Origin of the sequence: Vibrio vulnificus NBRC 15645 = ATCC 27562 (assembly GCF_002224265.1) — a bacterium.
GTDB classification, from domain to species: domain Bacteria; phylum Pseudomonadota; class Gammaproteobacteria; order Enterobacterales; family Vibrionaceae; genus Vibrio; species Vibrio vulnificus.
Window position 1 is genome coordinate 1,602,875 of the sequence record NZ_CP012882.1, and the last position, 19,515, is coordinate 1,622,389.

The 19,515-nt window shown below is 47.2% G+C and carries 16 protein-coding genes; 7 read left to right on the top strand and 9 right to left on the bottom strand.

Going from position 1 to position 19,515, the window contains the following annotated elements; translation table 11 throughout:
- The first annotated feature begins 29 nt into the window (after positions 1–29).
- Complete coding sequence (locus AOT11_RS22600) at positions 30–419, top strand: rhodanese-like domain-containing protein (RefSeq protein ID WP_017422509.1); 390 nt, start codon at positions 30–32, stop codon at positions 417–419.
- Between the two features lie 252 nt (positions 420–671).
- Here AOT11_RS22600 and yegD read toward each other — a convergent pair whose 3' ends face one another.
- The gene (yegD, locus tag AOT11_RS22605; RefSeq protein ID WP_017422507.1) at positions 672–2,024 is read right to left on the bottom strand and encodes a molecular chaperone; all 1,353 of its coding nucleotides are present in this window, start codon (positions 2,022–2,024) and stop codon (positions 672–674) included.
- Between the two features lie 346 nt (positions 2,025–2,370).
- On the opposite strand from yegD, the gene yiaY reads away from it, so the two are divergent.
- A complete protein-coding gene (gene yiaY / locus AOT11_RS22610; protein WP_017422506.1) occupies positions 2,371–3,519 on the top strand; it encodes an L-threonine dehydrogenase in 1,149 nt (382 codons plus the stop codon).
- A gap of 81 nt (positions 3,520–3,600) precedes the next feature.
- Here yiaY and AOT11_RS22615 read toward each other — a convergent pair whose 3' ends face one another.
- A complete protein-coding gene (locus AOT11_RS22615) occupies positions 3,601–4,203 on the bottom strand; it encodes a DUF1294 domain-containing protein (protein WP_017422505.1) in 603 nt (200 codons plus the stop codon).
- A gap of 135 nt (positions 4,204–4,338) precedes the next feature.
- Here AOT11_RS22615 and AOT11_RS22620 point away from each other — a divergent pair, with 135 nt between their 5' ends.
- A complete protein-coding gene (locus tag AOT11_RS22620; RefSeq protein WP_017422504.1) occupies positions 4,339–5,421 on the top strand; it encodes a PQQ-dependent sugar dehydrogenase in 1,083 nt (360 codons plus the stop codon).
- Positions 5,422–5,424: 3 nt separating this feature from the next.
- Here AOT11_RS22620 and AOT11_RS22625 read toward each other — a convergent pair whose 3' ends face one another.
- On the bottom strand, positions 5,425–6,417 hold the full coding sequence (locus AOT11_RS22625) for a S66 family peptidase (protein ID WP_017422503.1): 993 nt from the start codon (positions 6,415–6,417) through the stop codon (positions 5,425–5,427).
- A 49-nt stretch (positions 6,418–6,466) separates the two neighbouring features.
- A complete protein-coding gene (locus AOT11_RS22630; protein WP_017422502.1) occupies positions 6,467–7,543 on the bottom strand; it encodes a threonine aldolase family protein in 1,077 nt (358 codons plus the stop codon).
- Between the two features lie 102 nt (positions 7,544–7,645).
- Between AOT11_RS22630 and AOT11_RS22635 the strand changes: the two genes are divergently transcribed.
- Positions 7,646–8,257 carry an HAD family hydrolase gene (locus tag AOT11_RS22635; protein WP_017422501.1) on the top strand — a complete coding sequence of 204 codons (612 nt, stop codon included), beginning with the start codon at positions 7,646–7,648 and terminating at the stop codon, positions 8,255–8,257.
- Positions 8,258–8,364: 107 nt separating this feature from the next.
- On the opposite strand, the gene glpC is transcribed toward AOT11_RS22635, so the two are convergent.
- The 3 genes from glpC to glpA are packed head-to-tail and all read right to left on the bottom strand — an operon-like array spanning position 8,365 to position 12,538.
- Positions 8,365–9,588: an anaerobic glycerol-3-phosphate dehydrogenase subunit GlpC gene (glpC, locus tag AOT11_RS22640; protein ID WP_026050735.1), complete on the bottom strand. Its 1,224-nt coding sequence runs from the start codon at positions 9,586–9,588 to the stop codon at positions 8,365–8,367.
- Positions 9,585–10,901, bottom strand: a complete 1,317-nt coding sequence (gene glpB / locus AOT11_RS22645; RefSeq protein WP_017422499.1) for a glycerol-3-phosphate dehydrogenase subunit GlpB — start codon at positions 10,899–10,901, stop codon at positions 9,585–9,587. The genes glpC and glpB overlap by 4 nt, the downstream gene beginning before the upstream one ends.
- A complete protein-coding gene (gene glpA / locus AOT11_RS22650; RefSeq protein WP_017422498.1) occupies positions 10,895–12,538 on the bottom strand; it encodes an anaerobic glycerol-3-phosphate dehydrogenase subunit A in 1,644 nt (547 codons plus the stop codon). Before glpA ends, glpB begins: the two co-directional genes overlap by 7 nt.
- Before the next feature lie 400 nt (positions 12,539–12,938).
- Here glpA and AOT11_RS22655 point away from each other — a divergent pair, with 400 nt between their 5' ends.
- Both AOT11_RS22655 and AOT11_RS22660 read left to right on the top strand, forming a co-directional pair.
- The gene (locus tag AOT11_RS22655; protein WP_223848363.1) at positions 12,939–13,607 is read left to right on the top strand and encodes a hypothetical protein; all 669 of its coding nucleotides are present in this window, start codon (positions 12,939–12,941) and stop codon (positions 13,605–13,607) included.
- Positions 13,608–13,654: 47 nt separating this feature from the next.
- The gene (locus AOT11_RS22660) at positions 13,655–14,884 is read left to right on the top strand and encodes a zinc-dependent metalloprotease family protein (protein WP_017422496.1); all 1,230 of its coding nucleotides are present in this window, start codon (positions 13,655–13,657) and stop codon (positions 14,882–14,884) included.
- 67 nt (positions 14,885–14,951) lie between these two features.
- Here the strand turns inward: AOT11_RS22660 and AOT11_RS22665 are convergent, their stop codons facing one another.
- Complete coding sequence (locus tag AOT11_RS22665; protein ID WP_017422495.1) at positions 14,952–15,965, bottom strand: DUF2804 domain-containing protein; 1,014 nt, start codon at positions 15,963–15,965, stop codon at positions 14,952–14,954.
- 43 nt (positions 15,966–16,008) lie between these two features.
- On the bottom strand, positions 16,009–16,842 hold the full coding sequence (gene ppsR, locus AOT11_RS22670; protein ID WP_017422494.1) for a posphoenolpyruvate synthetase regulatory kinase/phosphorylase PpsR: 834 nt from the start codon (positions 16,840–16,842) through the stop codon (positions 16,009–16,011).
- A 155-nt stretch (positions 16,843–16,997) separates the two neighbouring features.
- Here ppsR and ppsA point away from each other — a divergent pair, with 155 nt between their 5' ends.
- Positions 16,998–19,388, top strand: a complete 2,391-nt coding sequence (ppsA, locus tag AOT11_RS22675) for a phosphoenolpyruvate synthase (RefSeq protein WP_026050736.1) — start codon at positions 16,998–17,000, stop codon at positions 19,386–19,388.
- Positions 19,389–19,515: the final 127 nt, after the last annotated feature.

Genomic DNA, 19,515 nt, shown 5'->3' on the forward strand with positions numbered 1-19,515 from the left:
ACAGGTTAGCGGTGTTATTAGGAGTCTTCATGCGACAAAAAAACCAACAACAAACTCATTGGTATACACATTGGCGCGCATTTTTAAGCCTGCTGTTGCTCAGTTGTGTTTCCTCCTTCGCTCATGCGTCAAATCGAGCAATAGAAGCGTGGGAGTGGATCGAACAAGGCGCGCTCGTTGTTGATGTGCGTACACCCGCCGAGTTTCAGAAAAAACACATCGAAGGGGCGGTAAACATCCCTTTGAATGAACTAGCAAAGGGCTTTAGCAAGATCGACAAGAGTCAGCCGATCGTTCTGTACTGCCGCAGTGGCAATCGTTCCGGCCAAGCTTACGATTTCCTCTCGCAATCTGGCTACACATTGCTGTTAAATGGCGGGGGCATTGAAGAAATGCTGGCCGTCAAACCAGAAGAATAATCCATCAAGCAGAAATTAAGAAGGCGCTCAATCCAGAGCGCCTTTTGTTCTTTTTAGCCAGCGAAAAAGGCTAAGGCAAACACCACGGCCATCATCACAGCGATGGTAATGAACAGTGTGGATGGTTTTCCACCACCACCTTTCGGCGCTTGATTACAGCATCCCATAAGTCACCTTACTTTCGGATTAACGACCATCATAGGTATAAACCTTTGCCTTGGGGTAAGGTCAAACGGTAATGCATTAACGTAATCAGCGAAAGCAAACCTCCGCCCAACGCGCCAGACCTGCGGTAACCGAGCCGAAATAGTTGCCACTGACAACGGGCACATTCGGTAACTCGCTCTCTACGGCTTGGCGCAAAATCGGTGAGCGAGCGGAACCACCGGTCATAAAGATCACATCCGGCTTTACGCCCCCCTGCTCAACGGCTTCTTTTACTAGCTCCACCATTTTGCTCTTCGGCGACTCAATCGCTTCAATCATTTCGCTCTGGCTGACATCCACATGTAACTGTTCCGAAAACAGATTGAGGGCAACTTGGTAGTGTTCGCTATCCGACAAGGCAATTTTTGCCTCTTCAGCCCGTCTGACTATCTGATAACCGAGTGTTTCATGGTAGACCTTGAGCAAGCGAGCCAGTTTTTCTGGCTCTTGGGCTTCTTTGTGCAGCAGCTTAAGCGCCGCTAGATTGGCGCGCCCATAGAAGTCGTTTTGCGCTTGAACGTTGTTAATAGCGATTGGGTTCCAAAACTGAGTCCTTGGCATATCAATGCCGCTGACCGCTTTGCTACCAAAACCAAATGGCGTCATCAGTTGACGAAACGCAAGATAAATATCGAGGTCATTACCACCAATTCGCTGACCGGAATGAGCAAGCAAGCTGCCTGTACGCTCGTTTTTTCCACGCCAGCTTGGCCCCATTTCAATCAGCGAGCAGTCAGTCGTACCGCCACCAATATCAACCACCAATACGGTTTTGTCATGCTGCAGAGTTGCTTCATATTCTAAACCAGCAGCAACCGGTTCAAACTGAAACTCTATGTTTTTAAAGCCTGCGCGTGTCGCTGCGCGACGCAGAATGCCTTCAGCCTGACGGTTTGCCTCTTCACCACCTCGACCGTGGAAGTTCACAGGACGGCCAATCACCGCATCACGAATCACCGCTTGCGCCGAATGTTCTGCGTTGGTTTTGATGTTAGCCATCATGGCGCAAACCAGATCTTCGAAGAAGCTCAGCTGCACGTCATGCAGGCCAGAAGCACCAAGAAACGATTTCGGTGATTTAACGTAATAGAGATCCGTTGGATCTGCCAAATAGCGATCAAGCGCCGCCTGGCCAAACACCACATCTTCCGGATGCAGTTCAATGCTCTCTTCTCGATTGACGTTGATGGCTCGTCGTAATACCTGCTCACCCACTTTGTCGAGCGGTTTGATATCTCGATGTCGGAATAAATGCTCGGAAACCGATTCTCTTGTTGGGGCGGAAAGTGTTGACGGAATATAGTGACTTGATCCTTCAATAGCGAGTAGCTCTGGCTCGCCATCTTGCATTTTCGCCACTGAACAGTTTGCCGTTCCATAATCGAAACCAATGTACATAACACCTCCAGCCAAAAAAAGGTCGGCAATGCTAACGCAGCGCCCAGCAAATAGCCAGTAAAAGCCCCTTATTCAATTTGCACTGGCAATCAATAAACACCGTTTTTCTGCTAACAACCGAAAACGAGTGGAAAATCGATTGCGTTATCACTCTGTATTTTAAAGAAATTTATCAATAAGATAACGAAATTTATGTGCAACAAGATCCTGTTCACAGTTCCTGTTTTTAGAGAGGGGTTTCCCTCCCCCAACTTGTTTGAGATCAAGTTTGCTTTCACCACTCATATGACAAAGTAATGGCTAGAAGAGGAATCATTATTAACTAACAACGATGGAGCAATCCAACATGGCAAGTGCATTTTTTATCCCTACCGTGAACCTAATGGGCGCAGGCTGCCTAAAAGACGCAGCAGATAGCATTAAGGCTCAAGGTTTTACAAAAGGTTTGATTGTTACCGACAAGATCCTAAATCAAATCGGTGTGGTGAAGCAGGTTCAGGACCTTCTTTCTGAGCGTGGTGTCAGCGCAGTTGTGTTTGATGGTACGCAGCCAAACCCAACAATCAGTAACGTAAACGCAGGCTTAGAGCTTCTAAAGCAAAACGATTGTGACTTCGTGATCTCACTAGGTGGTGGTTCTCCACACGACTGTGCCAAAGGTATCGCATTGGTGGCTTCAAATGGTGGCGCCATTGCCGATTACGAAGGTGTCGACAAATCAGCAAAACCAATGCTACCGCTGATTGCTATCAATACAACGGCGGGTACGGCCTCTGAAATGACCCGCTTCTGTATCATCACCGATGAAGCACGTCATATTAAAATGGCGATCGTCGATAAACACACAACGCCACTTATCTCAGTAAACGACCCAGAATTGATGCTAGCAAAACCTGCATCACTCACCGCAGCAACGGGTATGGATGCACTGACTCACGCGGTAGAAGCTTACGTTTCTATTGCTGCAACGCCGATTACTGATGCAGTTGCAATCAAAGCGATCGAGCTTATCCAAGCTCACCTTCGTACTGCGGTTGCGCACGGTGAAGATATTGAAGCGCGTGAGCAAATGGCTTACGCACAGTTCATGGCAGGTATGGCATTTAACAACGCATCATTAGGCTATGTACACGCAATGGCACACCAGTTGGGTGGCTTCTACGACCTACCTCACGGTGTATGTAACGCAATCTTGTTGCCACACGTACAACGCTACAACGCACAAGTTTGCCCTGAGCGTCTACGCGATGTCGCAAAAGCAATGGGTGTCAATGTTGAAGGTATGAGCGCAGAGCAAGGTGCAGACGCAGCGATCGAAGCCATTGTGCAACTCGCGAAAGATGTCGGTATCCCAACTGGAATTCGCGAACTTGGCGCGAAACTGGAAGACATTCCAACACTTGCCGACAATGCGTTGAAAGATGCCTGCGGTTTCACCAACCCGAAACAAGCGACACACGAAGAGATCTCTGCGATTTTTGAAGCAGCGATGTAATCTCCTTAAGGCTTGCAAATCAAGATGAACAAAGCGCTCTTCGGAGCGCTTTTTTTAATAGTGAATGTGGACTCTAAATGCTTACGCAAAACCTGGAATCAAATGAAGAGGTAACCTATCTAACATCAAGTAGAGATAGCTTTTGCCATAATCGGTTAATGTCCAAGCAAAACCCGCCATGTTAATCAGCGCCATCAGCCAGCTCATGACCAAAAAGGGGGTATTACCGACTTTGTGACTCAAAACAACATGAGCAAAGAATGCTCCGGGCCAACCGCCAATCAATGCCAGAATATAAAACAACATTTCTGGTACTCTTGGCTTGCTCTCCTTGGCGGCAGAGACATCAAATGCGCAAATCACGAACGTGACTGCACTGATAAAAAAGTAATGTAGAACCGCCAATGCGGGGTAACGGAATAACCAAATACCCGCAAAAACAGCAGTGAGAAAAATAATGGCAACCCCGATTGCAAAAGAGAACACAAACGCTTTTTGTACAGCCACCGCGATAACTTGACCATGCTTGTTGCGCTCAACCTCAAAGGTCACCACATCATCCAGCGCTGCTGTGCCAATAACTTCTGCTTTATTGAAATAAACCATCTCTCCTGAACCGTCGATTTTAATAAAACCATTACCTTTGTCTTGGCTCCATTGAGCGATTCTTCCTTTGTACGCCATACTTATGCCCCAAAAGTGATTGATTTAACAGAACACAGCTCTCCTAGTGGATAAGTATAGGTCAGAATTCGACGGGCATTGGGTATATACTCAAACTAATCAAGTCAAAGGGATTTACTCAAAAGGATCGTTGTAATGAAATGGACAGGTCAGTGTTTAGCAACCGTGCTAATGGGGTTGGTGTCGTTTTCCACTCTATGTGAGGAACTCAAGCTAAAGAAAATCGCTTCGGGTTATCAAATTCCTTGGGGAATTGAATTTATCGACAGCGCCAACGCCGTCATTACCGAGAAAAATGGCCGTATCTCGTTGCTCGATGTCACTCAAGGTCAGAAAACCCCACTCTATCAAGTCACCAATGTCGACGACTCAGGACAAGGCGGGTTACTTGATGTTGCCCTTTCCCCCATCACACGTCAGCAGCTCTATTTTACCTTTTCGAAAGAAGTCGACACTGGCACAACCGTGGTACTGGCCACTGCCCGTTTGCAAAACAAAGTGTTCTCCGACTGGCAAGAGCTGTTTGTCGCGGATGCTGCGTCAACAACCGGTCGCCACTTCGGTAGTCGTATCGCCTTTGATGACAGCAATCACCTTTATTTCTCCATTGGCGATCGTGGCGTTCGAGACAACGGGCAAGATCCGAGCAACCATGCAGCCACCATTTTGCGCCTAACACTGGATGGAAAAATACCCAACGACAATCCATTCATCGACAATAGTGAAGTGAAAAAGGAGATATGGAGCTTTGGCCATCGCAACCCACAAGGACTGTTTTTCGATGGCAAAACACAGCAACTCTGGTCTGTTGAGCATGGTCCAAGAGGGGGCGATGAGATTAACCTCATTCAAGCTGGAAAGAACTACGGCTGGGCCAAGACTTCTCATGGCAAAGAATATTGGGGTCCGATTCGCGTTGGAGAAGCCGATACACTGCCCGGCATCGAAGCGCCCAAATGGGTCTATATACCGTCTATTGCCCCAAGTAGCCTCATGTTCTATCGCGGTGAGCGTTACCCAAGCCTCAACGGCAAGCTGCTGATCGGCGCATTAAAGCTCACGCACATCAATGTGGTCAGCATCGAAAACGGCCAGCTCAAAGAGACTGACCGCTTATTTGAAAAACTCAACGAGCGAGTTCGAGACATCACCTTAAGCCCTGATGACTATCTCTATTTCACCACGGACAATGGCAACATTTACCAAGTGCTTCCGTAAACCTCACTCAAGGGAGACACTGACCGTTTGCTGCTCGAAGTCTATCGTCATCATAGAGCCAAGGGGCACCGTAAGCATAGGATGGGTATGGCAACTGTCGAAGTCCCATAAAATTGGCACCGATTGACCATTGAGTACTTCGTTCAAGACATCAATCGGTTGTCTTCCTGTTTCCTTGTGGTTAAACAGCTCATGCTTACCCAACACGATAGCCCCGACCTTGTCGAACACGCCATTGAGTTTCAACATCGCAAAAGCGCGTTCCACCACTTCAATGCCTTGCAAGCAATCTTCCAACAACAAGATATCGCCTTGCTGGATTTCTGGCATGTAAGGCGAGGCCCAAATCCCAGACATGGTATTGAGGTTGCCACCAATGATTCTACCTGTCACCACGCCCTGTCCTGCAAAATACCATTGGTTTGGGTTAGTGTGTTTACTGGTCGATTGCAAATGCCAAGGCACATACTCATCGCTCCAGCCTTGTGGCATTACATAGGTGTGATGCAGATTTTCGAGCGTTTGGACAATGTCGGTAAAAGATTGGAACGTTTCATCCACCAACGGAGGAAACTCCCCCAGTGACGCGACTAAAGCTGGGCCATAGAAGGTCACGATGCCCGTTTGCGCATAAATGCCCATCAGGAGTGCGGTCACATCCGAATAACCGACGATGATTTTCGGATCGTCGCGAAGCGCTTGGTAATCCAGATAAGGGAGCAATGAGTTGCTATTGTAACCACCAATGGTCGACATAATGCATCGCACTTCAGGATCGCGAATCAGTGCATTAAGCTCTTCAACACGCTCGGCAATCGAGCCCGAGCGATAAGTATCACTCTTTCCCGTTAGGCTCCCCGCTTTCAGTTGGTAGCCCCGTTTCTCAACGTATTGTTTCGCCCGCGCAAAACGCTCTGGCGCAAAGTGCGTCGCGGGAGAAGATGGTGAGAAAAAGCCTATCGTATCGCCAGGCTTAAGTGATTTGGGGATGATCATGACGTCACGACTCCTTTTACTGACGTTATCTACCTGATGTTTCTTATTATCAACACTCTGCATTTGCTAAGTAAGCCAACACTTCACGCAACTGATCATCTGCGATGTTGAGCAGTCTATCGCCCACATACCACTCGAAGATCGATTGTTCAGGGTGCTGCGTGGTTTGCGGATGCCCTAACCAAACGCCTTTTTGCTCGGCCACTCGGTCACGCAACTCGATGGCATTTTCAAGGCTCAGCGGCACAATCAAATGCAGCATGTTCGCTTGCGGTTCATAAGGGCTGACGGCCAATTGTGGGAACTCGCGGAGGATTTGGTAGATCTGCTGTGTGCGCGCAAACAGCGCCGGCATTTTCGCCAATTGTTGATCAAACTGCATTGCAGCAGACACCACGTAAGGCGTGCGATGATATACATTGCCACCTTGGCGCTTCATCCAAATCGACGCCTGCTCGATGAATTTTTTGTCTCCGAGTAGTAATGATCCCCCTAAGCCATTGATGCCCTTATAGAGAGAGACATAAGCCGACTGAAAACCCGTGGCAATCTCTTTGTATGACTTTTGATAATAGGCCGCGCACTCCCATAAACGAGCGCCATCCATATGGAGGTGAATGTCGCGGTGTTCACACTCGGCTTTGATGTCATTGAGTTCGTCCCAACTTGGCAATTGCCCACCTAGCTCACGCATTGGCAGCTCATACAAGACTGCTGAAATTTCATCTGGCCAAGCGTTGAGATCTATTGCTGTCCAAGGTCGGAACATATCGCCTAAAGGCAAGATGGAAAAACGATTCTGCAGTTGATAACCCTGACGTTCAAAACGATAAATATGGCTGGATTCATGCATCGCTACCACAGGATTGCGTTTTTTACGGCATACCAACTCAAGGGCAGTGGCCTGCGTCATGGTGCCCGTAATAACAAACAAACCCGCTTCAAAGCCTAAAAGGTCGGCCACTTTTTGTTGAAATGAGTTGATGAATTCCCCATCACCATACACATCGTGCTTCACTTGGTGCTCTTCACACCATTTCGCCATCGCGTAGAAATGTTCTGCTGGGCTTTGCTCGTGATTGCCCGCAATAATGGTGTGGCAATGCGCACGTAAATCCTTTTTCATCAAAGATTTCCTTCTGATTTTCGAGACATGTTCAACTTATCGTCGTATAAAACTCAAGTAAAGGGATAAACTCTTTTTAATGCCACAAACATAAGGGCGCTCATGAAACCAATCACATTAGAAATCAATGAAATACGAGCCATTATTTTTGATTTGGACAACACCCTTGTCAGCTGTGAACTCAATTTTTCACAGCTTCGTCAACAGCTCGGTTGCCCGCAGGAGATCGACCTACTTTGCTTTGTGGAGGCAATGACCGATAAGCATGCACAACGGCACGCAGAGCAAACTATTTTGGATCATGAACTGTCCGACGCCAAACACGCTCAGCCATTACCTGGCTGCCACGCCCTGCTTCACTACTTGAAACAGCAGCAAATCAAATCAGCAATCGTGACTCGGAATTGCTTGCAAGCCAGTCAGCTCAAGCTCGAACAGACACAAATAGACATCGAGCATTTGATCACTCGTGAACACTGCGCGCCAAAACCCGACCCAGAAGCCCTAATTCACTTGGCAACACAATGGCAACTCAAGAGTCATCAAATACTGTATGTGGGGGATTATCTTTACGATCTTGAGGCGGCCTACAACGCAGATATGCCCTCTTGCCTTGTGACCAATGGGGAAGATAAAGGGTTCGCCAGCTTAGCGTCCATCACGGTCACTAGGCTGGATGAGTTACTAGAAAAACTGCAACAAAGAGATGTTTAACTAAAGCGATTTTTCGCCAAAAGAAACGTTTAATTAAGCATTAAAGCCCCTAACCGCTGGCGTTGCTGCGCCAACGGTTAGGGGATATTCCGATGAGCGATTGCTGTTTATTCCAGCGCCATCGCTAACAAGCTGATGGGATGAATGGTCTCCAATTGGGTATTTTCTTCAATTTGCCATTTACAGGTTTCGCAATCGGTAATGGCGAAATCCGCTTGCGACGTTTTTATCGTCTCAAATAAGTGGGAACCAATTTTCATCGACGTTTGGTAGTTTTCTTCTTTAAAGCCATAAGTGCCCGCTAAGCCACAGCACTCACTGTCTAACACCACCAACTCTAGTCCAGGGATCATGCGTAATAGCTCTAAAGTGAACATCACATTGCCGCTGCGCTCAAGGTGACAAGGCGTGTGATACACCACTTTTTTGTTAATCGGCTTCATGGATGGTGCATAGCCATTCATAAAGGCTTTCAGTAAAAAGCGAGTCACGTACTCGATTCGATTCACCACATGCTGATTTTCAACGCCCAACACGTGTGGGTATTCTTGTTGCAACGTAAAAGAACAGGTCGAAGAGGTGGAAATCACCGTTCTGTCTTGCTCCACCGATTGCTCAATCATGCTGATGTTAAGATTGGCATTTTTACGTGCTTTCTCATGAAAACCGTTGGCAATTAAAGGCACGCCACAGCATTTCTCTTTTTTCAGCAACTGCACTCCGTACCCCATCGCATTGAGCACTTTTACCAAATCTTTGCCAAGCTGTGGATGGTTATAATTCACATAGCAGCCGTGGAAGTAACTGACCTGACGGGCAAACTGTGCTTGGGTTTGCGCTTGCTTCTTGTACCAACTGCGAAACGTTCCGTGCGAATACTTCGGCAGATCTTTGTGCTTATCCACGCCGATGGTTTTGTGCATCAAACTTTTCACCGGTTTCAAACTGGTGATTTTATTGACGATAGGCGCAACTGGCGTGGCTAACGAGCCAAACAAATCCGTATGGCTTAACACAAAATCGCGCATTAACTTAGGATTGAGCGTCTTCTTGCCATATTTTCCTCGCGCAACCGCAATGATGTCTCCGATTTTTACCCCAGAAGGGCAAGCGGTTTCGCAGCGTTTACAGTTGGTGCATAACTTGAGTAAGTCGTCGTAGTATTCCGGATTTTTTAAGCGTAGACGCTCGCCATCTGGCCCAGACTGTTTTGGCCCTGGGTATTGTGGGTTGGCTTTTGCTACTGGGCAGTAAACCGTACAGACAGTGCACTTAATGCATTGATCAAACGTGGTATTGGTTGGCGCATGTTTGGCAAAGGCATTCATCATAGTACGCACTCCTCTTCAACGCTCATTGCTTGCTTAAGTCCCATCGCCCTTTGAACGGCGGCCAGCGCAGTAGATACTGCTACGCCTCCACCCGAGCCTTCAAATACCGGGTCATAACCCGACAACACGGAGCCGCAGCAGTAAAGGTTTTGGCATACTTGCCCATTTAATGAAGGACGAAACATCGCATCCGTTTCCACGCCAAACGCCATGAATGGATGCCCAGATGCGCTAAAGAATTGATCGTTTCGCCACTGACGGCGATGGGGCTTAGCCACCATATCCAAACCAAAAATAGGTTCCACAATCTTGTCCAAACTGGCTTTGAGCCCTTGGCTGAAGTAACTGCCTGACGCCAAAATGTAGGCGTTGGCGTGCAGTGGAATGTCGCCGAGATTACGCGTGGCAATCGACACCAAGTGGCCTTGTGCATCCCACTCACCCGAGAGCACTTGATCCCCTTTTAATAACACGCCCCCCAGTTTCAAGAAGCGTTTTTGCAAGGCTTCTTCGATGCGAATACCCAGTAAAGACGGTGGCATGGTCGGCACTTCATGCAACGTGAGATTGGTCTGACGACGCAACTGCTGCAACAGAACCAGTCCGTCACCGTTGCCCATGATCGCAGGCATGATGACCAGATCCTCTTGAGTGGCATGTTTCATCAGTTGGTGACATAAACTGTTGAATGCTTGAGGCAGCTTGAGCAAGCGCGCAATATCAATAGAACGCAGCTCATTGGGGTTGCGACGCAAGGCTTCACAACCTGGAATCGTTACCTGAATTTCACCAATTTCGCAGTGCTGAAAATCAGGGTGTTTTTTGAGATTGTCTTTGGCCAACAGTGGCTGGAAATCTCGATAGCCATCCACCGCAACAAACAGAATGCGTTTGAACGGCACTGTTTTGGTGTGACGATGAACGAACGGCTGAGACAACCAGGTTGGCTTTAAAGTGCCAAGTGGTGTAATGCGATAGTGGTTCGTTTCGTCTTCTTGGCTGTGTAACGGAATGCCTTGAGCATTGAGCTGCTCTACCAACCAATGCAGGGAACGTTTCACTGAAGTCGCCGACATTTTGGCATAAGGGTGTTCAGGATGTCTCTTCGCCAACGTATCTATCGCATCAAAGGGTTGATGAACCGCCTCGCCAGATGGCAACTTGCCCAGAACATCGATTGATCCAGAAGAAAAATGCAACGCGCTTTGGCCTTGGCTAATGAGTACGGTTTTCTTGCCCTCTTCTAATGCTTTGAGCGCCGCACAGTAACCCGCGATGCCACCGCCAATCACAGCAATATCGTAATTTAACATGATGCGTTCTCCTCATCTGCTGCGGTCGGTAGTTCACTGGCACCGAATAGCCCTTCGTAAATCCAATAGCTAAATTCAGATTCTCGCAATGCATCCCCCCAGAAGATGGGTTTCACCCCTTTCCAACGTTCTTCCAAAAACTCCGTCAGTAAATGGGCGCTAACCGTACCGTCAAGATGCCCATACTGACTAAACAAACTCGCGGCGCGGTAACTACACAGTTCCCCCTGACATGGCCCCATACCCAACCGAGTGCGACGTCTCAAATCAACCAAATTGCTGACATCCAGTTGCTTGATTGCGTATTCAATTTCGCCTTTGGTGACCATCTCACATTCGCAAATCACGGTTTGGCTTTCGTCATCATCTTTCAAAAACTGCTCGGCACGTTCACCATGGCGATAAACCGCCGATTCATAGACAGGCTTAACGATACTGGCGGTTTTTTTGTGCTTTTTGGGCATTTCGTTCGAACCCGGAAGTGGCTTGATATGCGTTTCACATGCCTTGTTGTTACCGAGCTTTTTCGCCACCACATCGGTCGCCCATTCCGCCATCAGACGATAGGTCATCAACTTACCACCTGTGATGGTCGTCAGGCCTTTCAAACCGTCTCGTTCGGCGTGATCGAGCAGTACAATGCCACGACTAATGTTTCGACCAGAACCATCGTCATCCACCGCCACTAATGGACGCACACCTGCGTAGGCACGCAATACTCGCGTATTGGCCATAATAGGTGCCAGCTTTGCCCCTTCCCTTAACAACACATCCACTTCGCTTTCGGTCACGTGAAGGTCGTCAATTTGATCGTATTCAATGTGTTCTGAGGTTGTACCAATTAAAGAGATGGTGTCGCCGGGCACTAAGATGTCGGCATCGGATGGTTTGCGACAACGGTTAATGACCAAATTGTTGATGCGATAATCCAAGATCAACAGTGACCCTTTGGCAGGGAACATCTTGATGTTGAGATCGGCGTACTCACAAATATTCTGCCCCCAAATACCGGCGGCGTTGATCACTTCACGCGCATAGATATCAAAGGCTTGGCCAGTAAGCGTGTGAAGACATTTTACCCCGCGAACCAGATCACCCTGACGAATCAAACCGACCACTTGCGTGTGGTTAAAGATACGCCCGCCATGCTCTTTCGCATCAAGCACATTAGACGCACAAAGACGAAATGGATCGAGTGTGCCATCAGGCACTTGCACTGCACCCACCAAAGCTGGATTCACATTAGGCTCTAGCGCCAAGGCTTGAGAAGGCGTCAGCCTTTTTGTTTCAATCCCCGCGAGTGTACATTGTTGAATAAACGTGTCTTGGAACGCTAAATCGTCTTCCGGCAGAGTAATAAATAAGCCACTGGTTTGCTCGACACAATGACGAGCAATGTTTTTGAGAATCTTGTTTTCCTGGATGCACTCCTTCGCCGACTCAGAATCAGTGACAGCGTAACGAGCACCTGAATGCAATAAACCATGATTGCGCCCTGACGTACCAGAAGCGATATCGTCCTTTTCCAGTAAAATGCAGCTAATGCCACGCAACGAACAGTCGCGCATAATGCCAGTTCCCGTCGCACCACCACCAATGATCACCACTTCCGTTTCAAAATGACTGGAACTCACCATAGGTATCTTCCTATTCACTAATAAGCATACTGATAGTGTGTCATTTTTTTTCCTTCGTGTTCGATAACTCACTCACAAAATGAGCGTTCGAACATTTAACCTCATTAAATCGAGCAAAAGCTGGCGCTTTACGCTCAAAAAGCACATTTACGATACCTGCACATTACTGACAAAAAACACAATTGAGTAAAAACTCTACCTAGAACAAATCTCACATCTTTTATGTCAGAGAAAAAACAATTATTCGACATTTAAATTAAAAGTTAGGCACATATTCACATGACAATAATAAATTGAATTTCTTCAAGAGCATTTTTGAACCAAGATCACACTCATTTTATTTATTTTTTATAAAACAAATTATATTGACGAAATAACTAGTTAACTCGGGAATATATAAGTGAATTTTAAATTAGCATTATTATCTGTTATGACCGTTGCTGTTTTTTCATCCGTCTTATTTTTTAATAGTGAGATTGAATTAAGTAAAAACGTTATTACTGAAGAAAAATCAAACAACTTAAATGACGTAATTAATGAGAATAAAGTCTCTTCTTCGGATAATTTAGCCGTTGATATTCAGCCTATCGAAACGATTATTGAGCCCCACAAAAAGCCAGAAGAAAGCATCATAGAAGAAGTCGTCATTACAGAAGAGAAGATCAAACAACCGCAAAAATTCGATTCAGTCTGGTCAGACACTAACCCTCAGCAAGAGATCGAGCGTTTTAAACCGACCAGCCCATACATAGAAAACATTAAAGCCGTTGAAATTGCAGATATTAATCAATTTAAGGCACTCAATGAGGGCGATGTCATTACGATGAGTTTGCCAAGCAATGACAACATCGATATCAAAATTGATAACAACGAATTTCAGAATGAAGGTATTCGTATGTGGTCGGGAAATTTTGAACTAGAGGGTCAAAGTTATCCCGTTACGTTTACTTTTGGAAAAACTTCGATTTTGGGCTTTATTGGCCATCCTGAAGGACAAATTAAAATTGAAGGAAAAGGGAGCAGTGCATGGGTTTACGAATTACCTGCCAATCATGGATTTGATCACTAACACCTCTATCTATTAGTTTTACAAACACAACCAAGTAGGAAATAAATATGAAAAGAACGTTATTGGCGTTTGCCATAGCGTCAGGCATTGCTGTGCCTGCAGTGGCTGAAACAACGCAAATTGATGTGCTAGGCGTATATACAAAAGCAACATCTGAATGGTTTGAACAAGATCAACTTGCCGCGATTCAACATCGTTTTAACGTGGGCAACGTTATATTAAAAAACAGTGGCCTTGATATTAAGGTGAATCTTGTAGCAACAAAAGAATACAACTTTGATTCACAAGCGGGTATGAAGAAATCGCAAAAACAAGCGCTTAATGCCCTGACGCCAAGCCGTGCTCAAGATCCTATTTTTAGCGATATCGAAAGTGAACGAAAGAAAGCGGGGGCAGACATGGTCGCGATGTTCCGTAACCTCGATCTGAAAAACACGCCAGATTACGATGCCAGAAAAGGCCTCATCAGCTGTGGTCTAGCATGGGTGATCCCAGCGTCTGATTGGCGTTCTAACCCTCGCTATGCCAAAAGTCGCATGTACAGCCATTCTTACATGAACCAGTGCGGCGATGACACCTTTATCCACGAACTCGGCCACAACTGGGGCTTAAACCACGCGCACGAGCAATATGAAAATACGCCGCATTTCGGAAACGGCACGGAAAAAGATGCGTATGGTTATGGCGTTAAAGACAAGTTTGCCACCACCATGGCTTACGGCTTCTTGTTTGGCGTTCGTGGTCGCTCGTACACTTTCTCAACACCAGACAAGCAGTGCGAAGGCACACCTTGCGGCAAGAAAGATTACGCGAACGCTGTACGCGCTATTGGCTTGAGTGCACCACACGTCGCGAGTATTTACGCTTCAAAAGCAGCGACTCCAGATGACGGCACAACAGACACCGTAACGCCGCCAGCCGTCACAACAGGTAAAAATCAATACTTGCTTGAATCGCCACGCGCCTTGCCGGATGCCACTCAACTCGAACTGCCTTTTGATGTGAATTACCAAGGTGAGTTAACGAAAACCACCATTCGCGTCAACATTGAGCATCAGTTTATTGGCGATGTTTCTGTCTCTCTAGTGGCTCCTTCTGGCAAACAGTGGTCACTAAAAGAGAGCAATGGTCGTGATCGTGGTAATCGCTACCATGTTCTTTTCACGCTCAATGATGTTGAAAAGAGTGACGTGTTGGGCCAGTGGAAAGTGCTTGTCTCGGACGACTACGAAAAAGACACTGGCATCATCAAAGAAGTAGAGCTGCTGTTTAAGTAGAACCCCTCTTCATTATGTCTCCACCCGCCATAGTACTGTGGCGGGTTTTTACTACCCCTTAAACCTTTCACCAGCAGGCGAAGTGATCTTCGGTTAAACCAAGTACGTTTTCCAATCGGTGCTCTGCGCCATCATCGCCTTTGAGCACACCGTCGAAATGGCCAACAAATTGGCGAAAATTACTTTTGAGCACCAACAAGTTGAGCTTTTCTTTGCGGCAGTTCATGGGGGTAAACGTCAGATCAATGCGTTTGTCTGCACTGTATATACGCCAAGCCTCGTTTGGCTTAAAGCGATCAAAATCGAAATAGACCGCTGGAAGAAAGTGTCGTTCTCCCTCAACCCAAAGTACGTTTTCACAGCCTCCGGTCTCGTTCACCCCAGCCGCGAGATTCAAGCCCAGGCGAATGCCTTGCTGCTGAGTGTTAATGCTCGCCCAGCGCCAACTGGTTTCTCTACGCATATAACCCGCAGAAAAATCATACCCTGCTAACGCCGTTTTAAGGTCAACGGCTTTACCGAACACGTTTAACTCGCCATTCACCTTTAGTGCATTGTGCTTTTGTGTGTAAGTCCAACCTTGATAGCCGGTCGGCGTACACATGGCTAATGGCTGTTCGCTGTTTTCTGCCAACAATACCATATCAGCTTTCACCCATTTCGTATTGAGCACGACTCGCCACTGGCCTTGTTTGATGTCAAACATCAGCGCTTGATTGGCAATATGCGCTTTCCCCTCATAGGGTGAAGCCCGCATGCCACTATCAAAAAACAGCGGACGTAACCAACTTTGCTCAACCAACTGACCCGTTTCAAGGTCAACCACATAGCAAAATGCCGAACAGAGATAGCGGATGTCTGCGATCGCGATACCAATGAGATATCGTTCGCTCATAACGCTGACAAACTGAAATTGTTTGTAATGAAAATAGCGCGCCAATTTACTGGCCGATTTATCCATCACATTGCGGTAATCAAACTGCTCCGGTGCTAATTCACGGACCATCTGTTCAAAATGGCCATAGTGTGGCTGGCCTTGGTCATTTATTAGCGTCTCTGGGGCGGTTATCGCTTGGTTCATCCTGTTTTTTGTTCCTTTTTGGGTTGCACTTTCCTTGGCCTGCTTAGAACAAGCGGCGCTTTAAGCCTGTTTTTTCGAGCACTCTGGTCGAAATCTCTTCAACAGACAGCGACGTTGTATTGATATACGGAATGGCTTCACGCCTGAACAAAGCTTCGACATTGGCCAGTTCATGCTGACACTGCTCGGTGCTTGCGTAATCGCTGCCCGCCAAGCGGTTCTCTCGAATCTCAGTCAACCGCTTGGGATCAATCGTCAAACCAAACAATTTGTGGCGATGAATTTCAAACTCCGGCAACAGTTTCAATCCCTTGATGTCGTCATCAATGTAGGGGTAATTCACCACCCGCAAACCAAACTGCATCGCCATGTATAAACTGGTGGGTGTTTTGCCACTGCGTGAAACGCCTAGCAAAATAATGTCCGCCAACTCTAAACCTTTTAACGAAATGCCATCGTCGTGCGCCAAGGTGTACTCAATCGCCGCAATACGATCAAAATAGGTATCGGTGTCTTTTCCGACACTGCGCGAGCGTTGCAACTTTGGCGTCGGTTCCATTTGGATATCATCTTTCACCCGCTGCACAATGCTTTCCAACACATCGTAGCAATACGCCGGAGACTCCATTAAACGCGCTTTGAGATCAGGCAATACCAGAGAAAAAAACACCAGAGGTTTTATCCCATTGGTTTGGAATGAAATTTCAATGTGTTTGATTAATTCAGTGAGTTTCTCTTCACTTTCGACAAATGGGAAGGTTTTCTCATTGGCCACAAAGGGGAACTGCCCCAAAACGACGTGCCCTAACGTTTCACAGGTAATTGCCGTTCCGTCAGAAACGTAGAACACATCACGACTTTGCTTTTCTGTTTGCATTTTTGTTTAAAACTTAAAAATATTTTGAGTAGGATGTTAACCATAATACAAATAATAAACCCAGGCGTGCCATTACGTGCCCCACAGCTTTGAAAATTGATTTCTCTTTTTTTGAGCCCTCGCGTAATCGTTTGCCTATCCCTACGAAAGCTGCAATGTTTCTGGAGAAAGACATGCAAAAGAACACCCTCTGGTTCAATAGCCTATCCATGGAAGATGTCGATAAAGTCGGCGGTAAGAACGCATCTCTTGGCGAAATGGTGTCTAACCTCGCCAATGCTGGTGTGTCGGTACCTAATGGTTTTGCGACGACCTCATACGCTTTTAACCAGTTCCTTGACTACGAAGGACTGGATGAGCGTATCCACCAACTGCTGGATGAACTGGATGTCGATGATGTGGACGCTCTGCGTAAGACAGGCGCAACGATTCGTCAATGGGTTTTAGAAGCCCCATTCCCTGCTGACCTCGAGCAGGACATCCGTGAAAATTATTCAACACTGACCGATGGAAACGATGAAATTTCTGTCGCGGTACGCTCTTCTGCAACCGCAGAAGATCTCCCCGACGCATCGTTTGCCGGTCAACAAGAAACGTTTCTTAACGTGCGTGGTATCGATGCCGTATTAGAAGCAACGAAACACGTTTATGCATCTTTGTTTAACGATCGTGCGATTTCGTATCGCGTCCACCAAGGGTTTGACCACCGAGGCATTGCGCTTTCGGCAGGCATTCAGCGCATGGTACGTTCAGACAAAGCCGCTTCGGGCGTGATGTTCACGCTGGATACCGAATCTGGCTTCGACAAAGTGGTGTTTATCACTTCAGCTTGGGGATTAGGCGAAATGGTCGTACAAGGTGCGGTGAACCCTGATGAGTTCTACGTGCACAAACCGCTGCTTGAAGCGGGCCAAGCCCCCATTGTGAAGAAAACCTTTGGTTCTAAACTGAGTAAGATGATCTACGCCAACAGCCAAGTGATTGGTAAGCAAGTTGAGATTGTCGATACCTCAGAGGCTGAACGTAACCAGTTTTCTCTCACCGACGCTGAAATCGTAGAACTGGCCAAGCAAGCGATGATCATTGAGAAGCACTATCAACGCCCAATGGACATTGAGTGGGCCAAAGATGGCATTGATGGTCAGCTTTACATTGTTCAAGCTCGCCCAGAGACGGTCTGCTCTCAGTCTGACGCTAACGTCATCGAGCGCTATGAATTGAGCCACAAAGCGGAAGTACTGATTGAAGGCCGAGCCATTGGTCAACGCATTGGTTCTGGTGTGGTGCGTTTGGTGGACTCATTGGATCAAATGTCTTTGGTTCAAACTGGCGATGTTCTTGTCACGGACATGACAGACCCAGATTGGGAGCCAGTGATGAAGAAAGCCTCAGCGATTGTCACCAACCGTGGTGGCCGCACATGCCACGCAGCGATCATTGCGCGCGAACTTGGTATTCCGGCCATCGTGGGTTGTGGCAATGCCACCAGCCAACTGACGGATGGTGATTTGGTCACTGTCTCCTGCGCAGAAGGCGAAACAGGTTATGTCTACCAAGGTCAACTCGATTTTGAAGTACGCCGCTCAACGGTTGATGAACTGCCAATGCTGCCAACCAAAGTGATGATGAACGTGGGCAACCCAGATCGCGCATTCGATTTCGCGCAAATCCCGAACGAAGGTGTCGGCCTTGCTCGCCTTGAATTCATCATCAATAAGATGATTGGTATTCACCCGAAAGCGCTGCTCAACTTCGACCAACAATCGGAAAGCTTGAAGGCCGAAATCACCCAACGCATTCGTGGTTACCAAGACCCTATCGACTTCTACGTGAGTAAGTTGACGGAAGGGATTGCCACCATCGCCTCGGCTTTCTGGCCAAAACGCGTTATTGTGCGTATGTCCGACTTTAAGTCTAATGAGTACAGTAACTTGGTCGGCGGTAAAGCCTATGAGCCGCATGAAGAGAACCCGATGCTCGGTTTCCGCGGTGCTTCACGCTATATCTCTCCTGTGTTTGAAGATTGCTTCGAGCTTGAAACTCAAGCGATCAAACGCGTTCGCAATGAGATGGGCTTGAAGAACGTCGAAATCATGATTCCATTTGTTCGCACGCCAAGTGAAGCGGCTCAGGTCGTTGACCTGCTTGCGAAGTTCGATCTTCGCCGTGGCGAGCAAGGGTTAAAAGTGATCATGATGTGCGAACTGCCTTCCAACGCCGTGTTGGCCGATGAGTTCCTCAAGTATTTTGATGGCTTCTCGATCGGTTCAAACGACATGACGCAGCTGACCTTGGGCCTAGATCGTGACTCCGGTGATGTCGCGCATCTGTTTGATGAACGTAACCCAGCCGTGAAAGCGATGCTGAAAATGGCGATTGATGCCGCAACCAAAGCGGGCAAATACGTCGGTATTTGTGGCCAAGGCCCATCAGACCATGAAGATTTCGCTGAGTGGTTGATGGAACAAGGCATCAGCTCCGTCTCGCTCAATCCAGATACGGTGATCGATACTTGGATTCAATTGGGCAAAGCGAACCAAAAGTAAACGCTCCCTTCACCCAATGAAAAAGCGCCATTGTGGCGCTTTTTGTTCTCTATATCGAGAGACAAAAACAGTACGACGATTCCGCCAAATTAATTTGATAAAAACACCTCACAGTAAGAATTTTTTT